This is a genomic window from Pseudomonas sp. Irchel 3A5 (genome assembly GCF_900187575.1).
GTDB classification, from domain to species: domain Bacteria; phylum Pseudomonadota; class Gammaproteobacteria; order Pseudomonadales; family Pseudomonadaceae; genus Aquipseudomonas; species Aquipseudomonas folii.
In genome coordinates, this window is the sequence record NZ_FYDU01000010.1 from 223,020 (window position 1) to 232,047 (window position 9,028).

General features: G+C 57.9%; 11 protein-coding genes. 10 read left to right on the forward strand and 1 reads right to left on the reverse strand.

What is annotated here, in order from left to right; genetic code table 11:
• Positions 1–7: 7 nt before the first annotated feature.
• The 9 genes from CKW31_RS18345 to CKW31_RS18385 all read left to right on the forward strand — a co-directional run bounded on the left by CKW31_RS18345 (position 8) and on the right by CKW31_RS18385 (position 8,097).
• Complete coding sequence (locus CKW31_RS18345) at positions 8–376, forward strand: response regulator (RefSeq protein ID WP_027902808.1); 369 nt, start codon at positions 8–10, stop codon at positions 374–376.
• A 37-nt stretch (positions 377–413) separates the two neighbouring features.
• A complete protein-coding gene (locus tag CKW31_RS18350) occupies positions 414–704 on the forward strand; it encodes a lipid asymmetry maintenance protein MlaB (protein WP_027902809.1) in 291 nt (96 codons plus the stop codon).
• Positions 705–754: 50 nt separating this feature from the next.
• Positions 755–2,881 carry a chemotaxis protein CheA gene (locus tag CKW31_RS18355; RefSeq protein ID WP_095098133.1) on the forward strand — a complete coding sequence of 709 codons (2,127 nt, stop codon included), beginning with the start codon at positions 755–757 and terminating at the stop codon, positions 2,879–2,881.
• A 31-nt stretch (positions 2,882–2,912) separates the two neighbouring features.
• The gene (locus CKW31_RS18360; RefSeq protein WP_095098136.1) at positions 2,913–4,571 is read left to right on the forward strand and encodes a methyl-accepting chemotaxis protein; all 1,659 of its coding nucleotides are present in this window, start codon (positions 2,913–2,915) and stop codon (positions 4,569–4,571) included.
• A 38-nt stretch (positions 4,572–4,609) separates the two neighbouring features.
• Positions 4,610–5,149, forward strand: coding sequence for a chemotaxis protein CheW (locus tag CKW31_RS18365; protein WP_095098139.1), 540 nt, complete (start codon positions 4,610–4,612; stop codon positions 5,147–5,149).
• 15 nt (positions 5,150–5,164) lie between these two features.
• Positions 5,165–5,974 (forward strand): protein-glutamate O-methyltransferase CheR, encoded by an 810-nt coding sequence (locus CKW31_RS18370; RefSeq protein ID WP_095098143.1) that lies wholly within the window; start codon positions 5,165–5,167, stop codon positions 5,972–5,974.
• Entirely contained in the window at positions 5,971–6,498 is a 528-nt protein-coding gene (gene cheD / locus CKW31_RS18375; RefSeq protein ID WP_095098147.1) for a chemoreceptor glutamine deamidase CheD, read from the forward strand. Before CKW31_RS18370 ends, cheD begins: the two co-directional genes overlap by 4 nt.
• Positions 6,461–7,537, forward strand: a complete 1,077-nt coding sequence (locus CKW31_RS18380; RefSeq protein WP_095098150.1) for a chemotaxis response regulator protein-glutamate methylesterase — start codon at positions 6,461–6,463, stop codon at positions 7,535–7,537. The genes cheD and CKW31_RS18380 overlap by 38 nt, the downstream gene beginning before the upstream one ends.
• Positions 7,538–7,656: 119 nt before the next feature.
• On the forward strand, positions 7,657–8,097 hold the full coding sequence (locus CKW31_RS18385; RefSeq protein WP_095098152.1) for a CBS domain-containing protein: 441 nt from the start codon (positions 7,657–7,659) through the stop codon (positions 8,095–8,097).
• A 142-nt stretch (positions 8,098–8,239) separates the two neighbouring features.
• On the opposite strand, the gene CKW31_RS18390 is transcribed toward CKW31_RS18385, so the two are convergent.
• The gene (locus CKW31_RS18390; RefSeq protein ID WP_176469915.1) at positions 8,240–8,665 is read right to left on the reverse strand and encodes a hypothetical protein; all 426 of its coding nucleotides are present in this window, start codon (positions 8,663–8,665) and stop codon (positions 8,240–8,242) included.
• Between the two features lie 151 nt (positions 8,666–8,816).
• On the opposite strand from CKW31_RS18390, the gene CKW31_RS18395 reads away from it, so the two are divergent.
• On the forward strand, positions 8,817–9,028 hold a 212-nt coding region (locus CKW31_RS18395), incomplete at its 3' end, for a CBS domain-containing protein (RefSeq protein WP_371856771.1).

Genomic DNA, 9,028 nt, shown 5'->3' on the forward strand with positions numbered 1-9,028 from the left:
GAGCCTCATGGCTAAAAACATACTGGTCGTCGACGACTCCAGCAGCGTTCGACAAGTGGTCGGCATCGCCCTGAAAAGCGCAGGTTATGACGTTATCGAAGCAAGCGATGGCCGTGACGCCCTGAGCAAGCTCACCGGGCAGAAAGTGCACCTGATCATCAGCGACGTGAACATGCCGAATATGGACGGCATCACCTTCGTCAAAGAGGTCAAGAAGCTGCCGAACTACAAGTTCACCCCGATCATCATGCTCACCACCGAGTCTCAGGAATCGAAAAAGATGGAAGGCCAGGCAGCAGGCGCGAAAGCCTGGGTGGTCAAGCCGTTCCAGCCAGCGCAGATGCTGGCCGCTGTTTCCAAGCTGATTCTGCCCTGATTGCCTGCTACTTGATGCCTGATACCGGGAGGTTGCGATGCCGCTTGCATGTGAAATTCTCAATGACACGGCACACGTGAACATCGACGGTGAGCTGACGATTTACACCGCGTCGGATTTGTCCGCTCAGTTGCTTCCACGGTTGGGCGCAACGCCACAGATGCAGATCGATCTGTCGCAGATCACCGAAATGGACGGCGCAGGCTTGCAACTGTTAATCATGGTCACCCGTGAGGCCGCGAAGGCCGGGACGGCACTGACCCTGACCGGCCATAGCAATGCGGTACTGGAAACCCTGCAACTGAGTGGCTTGGGACCGTCGGTTTGAATACCGACTCCCCCGGCTACTGCGGCTGACATCACCAAAGGGAACTGAGCGTGAGCATTAATCTCGACCAGGCATTACAAACGTTCATCGTCGAGGCTCGCGAGCTGTTGGAGGCGATGGAAGAGTCATTGCTGCAACTGGAAAGCGAACCCGGCGATGCCGACGCGATCGGCGCGATCTTCCGGGCAGCGCACACCATCAAAGGCTCGGCTGGCCTGTTCGGACTCGACCCGATTGTCAGCTTCACGCACATCGTCGAAGACGTGCTGGACCGACTGCGCGAAGGCAGTGTTGCTGCCGATGCGGGCCTGATCGCGGTGCTGCTGAAGTCCGGCGATCACATGCTCGAACTGATTGATGTCGTCGCCAGCCAAGGCGGCCAGCTGCAAGCTCCTGCACTCGCTCGCGAAGCCGAACTGCGTCAACGCCTGCAAGCCTATCAGGCCCCCGCGAACGTCAGCAGCGATGAGCTGGAAGTGATCCCGGATACTGAACTCAACACCGAACAGGCCAGTGCCGTGCTTTGGCATATTTCCCTGCGCTTCGGTCACGACGTGTTTCGCAATGGCATGGACCCGTTGTCATTCCTGCGCTTCTTGAACACGCTGGGCGAGATCGTCACGGTGCAGACACTGACCGACAACTTGCCAGCGCTCGAGGCATGGGATGCAGAGTCTTGCTATCTGGGCTTCGAAATCGACTTCCATTCCAGTGCGACCCATGCCGCGATCAACGAAGTCTTTGATTTCGTGCGCGAAGACTGTCTGGTGGAAATCACTAAAGCGGAGACTGAGAGTCAACAGGAACGCTTGGGCACTGAACTGATGTCCCAGGCGTCGGACATCGCAGAGCAAGGCACCGCCATGGTTGCCATGGGCGAGTTGCTGGAAGACCAGCGCTCCGTGCCACGCGTGCCGGCCAACGTCTCCAGCGAGAAGCAGCTTTCCAGCGACAAGCCTGCCGAGAGCAAAGCCAAAGATGGCCGCTACGTCCGGGTCAACGCTGACAAACTGGACGAACTGATCAATCTGGTCGGTGAACTGGTGATTGCCAGTGCGGGCGCTACCCTGCTCGCCCGGACTTGCGACAACGACCCGTTGCAAGAGTCCACATCAACTGTTTCCGGGCTGGTCGAGGAAATTCTCGACGGGGCATTGCGTCTGCGGATGATCCCCATTGGTGACACGTTCAATCGGTTCCGCCGTGTTGTGCGGGATGTCAGCCAGGAACTGGGCAAAGACATCGACCTGATCATCAGCGGTGCCGAAACTGAACTGGATAAAACCGTCGTCGAGAAAATCGGCGACCCGCTCATGCATTTGCTGCGCAATTCAATGGATCACGGCATTGAAAGCGCCGAGGCACGCCTGGCTGCCGGCAAGCCTGCCAAGGGCCATCTGCACCTCAATGCCTACCATGACTCCGGCAGCATCGTGCTGGAAATTGCCGACGATGGCGCGGGACTGAATCGCGACCGGATTCTGGAAAAAGCCCAGGAACGTGGCCTCATAGCCCCCGGTGCAGTCCTCACCGATCAGGAAATCTACAACCTGATTTTCGAACCGGGCTTCTCCACCGCCCAGGCGGTCACCAACCTGTCAGGGCGTGGCGTCGGCATGGACGTGGTCAAGCGCAACATTACCCTGCTGCGCGGCACGGTCGATCTGGACAGTAAACCGGGGCAAGGCACCGTCATACGCATTCGTCTGCCGCTGACGCTGGCAATCATCAACGGTTTCCTCGTCGGGATAGGTCAATCCACTTACGTGATTCCGTTGGACATGGTCCAGGAATGCATCGAGCTCAACGAGAACGACCGCCAACTCAGTCGCGAACAGGGTTATCTGGACCTGCGTGGTGAAGTGCTGCCACTGGTGTATCTGCGCGACCACTTTCACCACGACGGCCCTGCCGCTCGCCGCCAGAACGTGGTGGTGGTGCGTTATGCCGAACATAAGGCGGGGCTGGTTGTAGACGACCTGCTGGGTGAATTCCAGACCGTGATCAAACCATTGGGCAAGCTGTTTGGCGCACTGCGCGGCATCAGCGGCTCGACCATTCTGGGCAGTGGCGCCGTCGCGCTGATTCTCGACATACCGGCCCTGCTCAGCCAAATCGTACACCTTGAAACACGCTACACCGCTAATCCAGCCCAATCGCCAGCCACTGCCCGTTGATGCATCCGCATTTCCATGGAGGTAACACCCGATGAAATGGTTTTACGATCTGAAGATCGCCACGAAGTTGATCGCGTCATTTCTCACGGTGCTCGCCCTCACCGCAGTCATGGGCGTGTTTTCCATTATTCAGCTGGGTCAGGTAAATGACACTGCCAGCGACATTCGCGATAACTGGATGCCGTCCATGCGTGCGGCGTCCGCGATGCGCTTTCAAGCGGCCAATTACCGTCTCAAGGAAAACCGTCACATCAGCACCGAATCCACCCAGGAAAAAACTACCGCAGAGCAAGAAGCGGCGGAAGCGAGGAAGCAGTTTGAGAGCCGGGTGGCGGTCTATGAAAAACTCATTTCCGGGCCGGATGAACGCCAGCTTTTCGACACGATGATGTCTGACTGGGCCGCTTATCTGACGGTCAGCAAAAACGTTCTGGCCCTTTCCATGCAGGGTGCGGAAGCCGATGCACGTGCTCTGTTGCGGGGTGAGTCGAAACGTACTTTCGACCTGGTGACGGCCGACCTGCAGAAAATGGTCGAATTTAACGACGCCGGTGCTGAAAAAGCCAATGTGCTGGGCAATGAACTGTACGCAACCGCGCGGATTTCGATCATTGCGGTATTGATCTCGGCGCTGATTGTCGGCCTGGGTCTGGCGCTGTTCATCTCGCGAGTCATTTCACGCCCATTGAAAGAAGCTGCGGTCGTTGCCGAACAGTTGGCCGAAGGCAACCTCAACGTGCACATCGAGCCGGGTTCCAAAGACGAAACCGGCATGGTGATCAACGCTATGCAAAACATGGTTGGCAAGCTCTCGCACATCATTGGTGAGGTGCGTAACGCAGCCGACAATCTGGCCAGCGCCTCTGAAGAAGTCAGTGCAACCGCTCAGTCCATGAGCCAGGCCACCAGCGAGCAAGCGGCCAGCGTCGAAGAAACCAGCGCCTCCATCGAACAGATGAGCGCCAGCATCAATCAGAACACCGAGAACGCCAAAGTCACCGACGGCATGGCCAGCAAGGCTGCCAAGGAAGCCACCGATGGCGGCGAATCCGTACAGCAGACCGTTGTGGCCATGAAGAAAATCGCCCAGCGTATCAGCATCATTGACGACATCGCCTATCAAACCAACCTGCTGGCCCTCAACGCGGCCATCGAAGCGGCGCGTGCCGGTGAGCACGGCAAAGGCTTCGCCGTAGTTGCCGCTGAAGTGCGCAAACTCGCGGAACGCAGCCAGGTCGCAGCACAGGAAATTGGCGAGCTGTCGTCCAGCAGCGTCGACATGGCAGAGAAAGCCGGCAACCTGCTCAATGAGATGGTCCCGTCGATCAACAAAACCTCGGATCTGGTTCAGGAAATCAGCGCCGCCTCCGAAGAACAGGCAGCCGGTGTCGCGCAGATCAACACGGCAATGACCCAGCTCAACTCCGTCACTCAGCAAAACGCATCGAGCAGCGAAGAACTGGCTGCCACTGCTGAAGAGATGAGCAGTCAGGCTGAGCAACTGCAGCAGGCCATGAGCTTCTTCACCCTCGACGCCGCGCCGAAAGCCGCCAACCAGCCCGCGAAGTTCGATAACTCCTCAGGCACTACAAGCCGCAAGCCGTCTCGCCCGGCTCCGCAAGCGCCGCAGAAATCGTTTGCGTACAACATGGCAAGCACCCCGGATGAATCCGAATTCACTCGATTCTGAGCGGATCCACCCACTCGCTTGTCATGAAGGAGACAGACATGGGCGCAATCGCTACGACACGACAAAACGTGACGGTCGTTGAGGAACAGGAGCAGTACCTGACGTTCATGCTCGGCACCGAGATGTTCGCCATTGGCATCCTCGGTATCAAGGAAATCATCGAGTACGGCAATCTTACTGTCGTGCCGATGATGCCGGCCTTCGTCCGCGGGGTGATCAACCTGCGCGGCGCGGTGGTCCCGGTAGTGGACTTGTCGGCGCGCTTTGGCCGCCCCAACTCGACGATTACCCGTCGCAGTTGCGTGGTCATTATCGAAGCCAGCACAGCGGACGGACAGTCACAGGACATCGGCCTGCTGGTGGACACGGTTTCAGCGGTGATGGACATCCCCGCTTCGCAAATCGAACCACCACCCAGCTTCGGTGCAAAGATTCGTGCCGATTTCATCAGCGGCATGGCCAAGGTCGATGGCAAGTTCGTCATCGTTCTGGAAGTTGATCAAGTGCTGTCCATCGACGAGATGTCGAGTCTGGCTGCGGTTGATCAGATTCCGGCCATCGACGCCGAACAGCGCTGACCCGGGACGGCAGATATCGTGAACGGAACAGTGCTCAACGACAGGGAATTCAGCCAGTTTCAGTCCTGGTTGTACGGGGCGGCGGGCATCAGCCTGTCACCCGCAAAAAAAGCGCTGGTGGCGGGTCGCCTGTTCAAGCGCCTCAAGCACTATGAGCTGGAAAGCTATGGCGAATACTTCAAGCTGATCATGAGCGGCCAGCGCAGCGACGAACTACAGGTTGCGCTGGATTTGCTCACCACCAATGAAACTTACTTCTTCCGCGAGCCCAAGCACTTTGATTTTCTCCGCCAGCAGGTATTGCCCAAAGCAACGCCGGGCAAGACTTTTCGAGTGTGGAGTGCCGCGAGCTCTTCGGGCGAAGAACCTTACAGCCTGGCGATGACCCTGGCCGAAAGCCTCGGCACTACGCCGTGGGAAATCATCGGCTCGGATATCAGCAGCCAGGTGCTTGCCAAGGCCCGTGCCGGACATTACCCCATGGAGCGCGCCACCAACCTGCCCCAGCCCTTGCTGCACAAGTACTGCCTCAAGGGCATTGGCAATCAGCACGGCACGTTTCTGGTGGACCGGGGGTTGCGCAACCGGGTCAACTTTATTCAGGTCAATCTAAATGAGGCTCTGCCGGAACTCGGCGAGTTCGACGTGATCTTTCTACGTAACGTAATGATTTATTTTGACCAGGAGACAAAGATCAAGGTTGTTGCCCGTCTGCTCCCGCGCCTCAAGTCCGGTGGGTATTTCATTGTCAGCCACTCTGAAAGCCTCAACGGCGTCAGCGATGCATTGAAACTGGTAGCACCCTCGATCTATCGCAAGCCATGAATACCACCGTTGATGAAGTCTTTCTGGCGCCGGGTGACTTTCACTTCGCGACAAACCCTACCCGCATACGCACGATCCTCGGGTCCTGCGTTGGCATCACTTTCTGGCATCCGGTGCGCAAGATTGGCGCCATGTGCCACTTCATGCTGCCAACCCGGACCCACCGATGCGGCGGGCTGAACGGCAAATACGGTGACGAAGCGATCGAGATGTTCCTCGAACACGCCAAAGCACACCGCACCGCGCCGGAAGACTATCAACTCAAGTTGTTCGGGGGTGGCGAAATGTTCCCCCACCACAAACGTGGCGTGCATTACAGCGATGTTGCGCGGATGAACGTCCGGGCGGCACTGGAGCTCGCCGATAGCCACGACCTTGACCTGATTGCACAGGACATGGGCAGCACAGGCTACCGCAATGTCATTTTCGACCTTTGCAACGGACATGTCTGGGTCAGACACAAACCAATAAGGACAACCACGGAACATGGCCACGAAAAAAATAAACGTACTGCTAGTCGATGATTCGGCGGTAGTTCGTCAAGTTCTGCTGGCCATCCTCAACGACACGCCTGACATCCATGTGATGGGGGCAGCGTCTGATCCGATCTTCGCCATGGAAAAACTGGCCAAAGAATGGCCGGACGTGATCGTGCTGGACGTGGAAATGCCTCGCATGGATGGCATTACCTTCTTGAAGAAAATCATGAGCGAGCGCCCTACTCCGGTGGTGATCTGCTCATCGCTCACCCAGAAAGGCGCAGAAACCAGCCTGCAGGCAATGTCGGCGGGTGCCGTGGAGGTCATCACCAAACCCACCACGGGCCTGAAGAACTTTTTGCTGGAGTCGGCCTCGGAACTGGTCGGTGCGATTCGTGCCGCCGCCAACGCTAATGTCAAAAACCTCGGCCGACGCGCAGCAGCGCCGGTGCTGACACCCGCGACACGCTTGAGCGCCGATGCAATTCTGCCGGCCGCGCAGGGCCACGCCATGGCCCAGACCACCGAACGCATTGTCGCGCTGGGCACATCCACCGGTGGCACTCAGGCCCTGGAAGCGGTGCTGACCGCCCTGCCCCGGGTGTGTCCGGGCATCGTTATCGTGCAGCACATGCCGGAGAAATTTACCGCGTCCTTTGCCGAGCGTCTTAACGGTCTCAGCCAGATTGAAGTACGCGAGGCGAAGAACAACGACCGCATTCTGCCTGGTCTCGCCCTCATCGCACCGGGCGGCAAACACATGATGGTCACCCGCAGCGGCGCGTTCTATCACGTACAGGTGGTGGACGGCCCTCTGGTGAACCGGCATCGCCCGTCGGTGGACGTGCTGTTTCGCTCGGTCGCCAGATTCGCTGGCAAGAACGCCACCGGCATAATCATGACCGGCATGGGCGATGATGGCGCCCGCGGACTGAAAGAAATGCTGGATGCTGGCAGCGCCACAGTTGCCCAGGATGAGGCAACCTGCGTGGTATTCGGCATGCCCAAGGAAGCGATCAAACTGAATGCCGCACAACGCATCATGCCGCTGCACGACATCCAGCACGCGATCCTGCACAAATAGCGTTTTTCTAATGCCTTGATGCGGTTTTGCAGCTTGCTCTGTGGGGCGCGGTCTACGATGCTGTTGGCAGACTGTCAGGCCGCCCTACGCCGCCTCGGGTCGTCACGGGAGAACAACAAATGAAAACCGTTGCACAACTGCTCAAGCTCAAGGCGTCTTCCAATCAGAAGGTCCACACCATCTCCCCCCACCAGATGGTGCTCGATGCTCTCAGGCTCATGGCCGAGAAAAACATCGGCGCACTGCCCGTGGTGGACAACGGCAAGCTGGTAGGTGTGGTCAGCGAGCGGGACTATGCCCGCAAGATGGTCCTTCAGGGCCGCTCCTCGGTGGGCACCCCGGTCAGCGCGATCATGAGCAGCAAAGTCATCACCGTCGACTCCCAGCAGAGTGTCGAAGCCTGCATGGGCATCATGACCGACAGCCACCTGCGCCACTTGCCGGTTGTGGAAAACGGTGAATTGCTGGGGCTGCTGTCCATCGGTGACCTGGTCAAAGAGGCAATCGCCGAGCAGGCCAGCCTGATCAAACAACTGGAACAGTACATTCGCGGGGATTGAGTCTGCACACAGTCCAGGGATCGCAAGCCTCGTCGGAGCGAGGCTTGTCCGCGAATCAGCCGATACGGTATATCGCCCCTCACTCATGAGGCCGCCAGGTGCCTGCGGAGTAGTAGCTCCTGACTATCATACCGACGCTTCGTCAATCCCGGAGGTTGATCACGCGAGCCAGATACCAGCATCCCTGACTTCGCTTGAATAAGTAGGTATCCATCTCATACTCCATACCGAAGTCCACCCTGCGTCCGTCACTGGCAGTCGTCTGAACAGAGACCGGATACCCGACCTTACTTTGCCGCCCAAGCTCGCGCTCCCCAGGAACGGTCCGATCAAAGACTCCCGCGTCCTTGAAATAACGAAAAGGGAAAAGCTCAAGGCGCGAGGGGCCTGTCCGCTCCGAAATATTCGTAATCTGCGATGATTCAGTTTCCTCTTCGCCTGTGTGACCCGGGACTTCGTACTCCAGCGGATCATCAGTAAAACGGCGGCGCACGTCGTCATCGGCAACATCGGCAAAACGCTTGAGAAACGTAGCAAAATCCTGGGAAGGACAAGCGGCAGTCGGCATCTGCTCACTATGCTGATTCGAACCCTCGCCCTGTGACGCCATAACCTGTGCAGATGATGTGTAACCCGCTACGGATACACAAAGCAATCCAGCGAATGCTGCACAAGCCCTTCGGTGATAGGCTCCCATTCCCGTCCTCTCTTCTGAGTCAATGACTGTTGCATCGGCATCTGCACGTTTTACCGGAAAAATAAAAACCGTTGCACAACTGCTCAAGCTCAAGGCGTCTTCCAATCAGAAGGTCCACACCATCTCCCCCCACCAGATGGTGCTCGATGCTCTCAGGCTCATGGCCGAGAAAAACATCGGCGCACTGCCCGTGGTGGACAACGGCAAGCTGGTAGGTGTGGTCAGCGAGCGGGG